The 1284-nt window shown below is 74.7% G+C and carries 1 protein-coding gene; it reads left to right on the top strand.

Features of this window, described 5'->3' with window-relative positions:
• Positions 1-1254 (top strand): MFS transporter (locus tag GTR00_RS21075; protein WP_166613468.1); only part of this gene is annotated, 1254 nt, incomplete at its 5' end.
• Positions 1255-1284: the final 30 nt, after the last annotated feature.

A 1284-nucleotide genomic window follows, 5' to 3' on the forward strand; every position in this document is an offset into this window, starting at 1 on the left:
CTCCCCGCCGCACCCCCCACCCGCACCGGCACCTTCGCCGCCCTGAGCGTGCCGAACTTCCGCACCTACGTCGCCGGGCAGGCGTTCGCCAACACCGGCGTGTGGATGCAGAACATCGCCCTGGACTGGCTGGTGCTGGAGCTCACCGGTTCGCCCGCCGCCGTCGGGATCGCGATGGCGCTGCAGTTCCTGCCGATCCTGCTGCTGGGCATGCACGGCGGGATGGTCGCCGACCGCTACCCCAAGCGGAACATCCTGCTGGTCACCCAGCTGTGCAGCGCCTCCGTGGCCACCACCCTGGCGGTGCTCACCCTCACCGGCCGCACCACCGTGGGCGCCGTGTACGTCCTGGCCGTCGTCGGCGGTCTCGTCGTCGCCCTGGACAACCCCACCCGGCAGGCGTTCGTCGGCGAGGTGGTCCCCGCTCCCTACGTGCGCAACGCGATCGCCCTGAACGCCGCCACGTTCCAGACGACCCGGCTCGTGGGCCCCGCCGTCGCCAGCCTGCTCATCGGCACCGTCGGCACCGGCTGGGCCTTCGCCGCCAACGCCCTGTGCTACCTGGGCCCCACGGTCGCCCTGGCGTTCTTCCTGCGCACCTCCGAGCTGGTGCGCACCCCGCCGCTGCCGCGCGAGGCGGGGCAGCTGCGCTCGGCCCTGCGCCACGTCGCCGAGCGCCCCCACGTGGCCTGGACGATCGCGCTCGTCGGCGTGTTCGGCACCTTCGGCCTGAACTTCCCCGTCGTGCTCACGGCCATGGCCGACGAGACCTTCGGCGGCGGGGCGAGCACCTACGGGATGTTCAACGTCGTCCTGGCCGTGGGCTCCGTGGCCGGCGCGCTCGTCGCCGGCGGGCGCACCAGCACCCGCCTGCGCACCGTCCTGGTCCTCGCCGCCGCGTTCGGCCTGGCGCAGACCGCGGCCGCCCTCGCCCCGAACCTGGCGGTGTTCGTCGCCGTCCTGGTCGTCATGGGCGTCACCAACCTCGCCTTCCAGGCGATGGCCAACTCCTCCGTGCAGCTGTGGGTGGACCGCGCCTACCGCGGCCGCGTCATGGGGCTGTACGTGCTGGTCTTCATGGGCGGCACCCCGCTGGGCGGGCCGCTGGTCGGCTGGGTCACCGAGCACGTCGGCGTGCGCGCCGGCATGGCGCTGTGCGGGCTGGTCCCGCTGACCTGCGCCCTGGCCCTGGCCGCCCTGCTCGCCGCCCGCCCCGCCCTGCAGCGGCGCCGCGCGGGCCTGCTGACCGCCTGAGGGCCCGCCCCGGGCCCTCAGGCGGTCAGC

The sequence above is a fragment of the Kineococcus indalonis genome (assembly GCF_009906395.1).
Taxonomy (GTDB): domain Bacteria; phylum Actinomycetota; class Actinomycetes; order Actinomycetales; family Kineococcaceae; genus Kineococcus; species Kineococcus indalonis.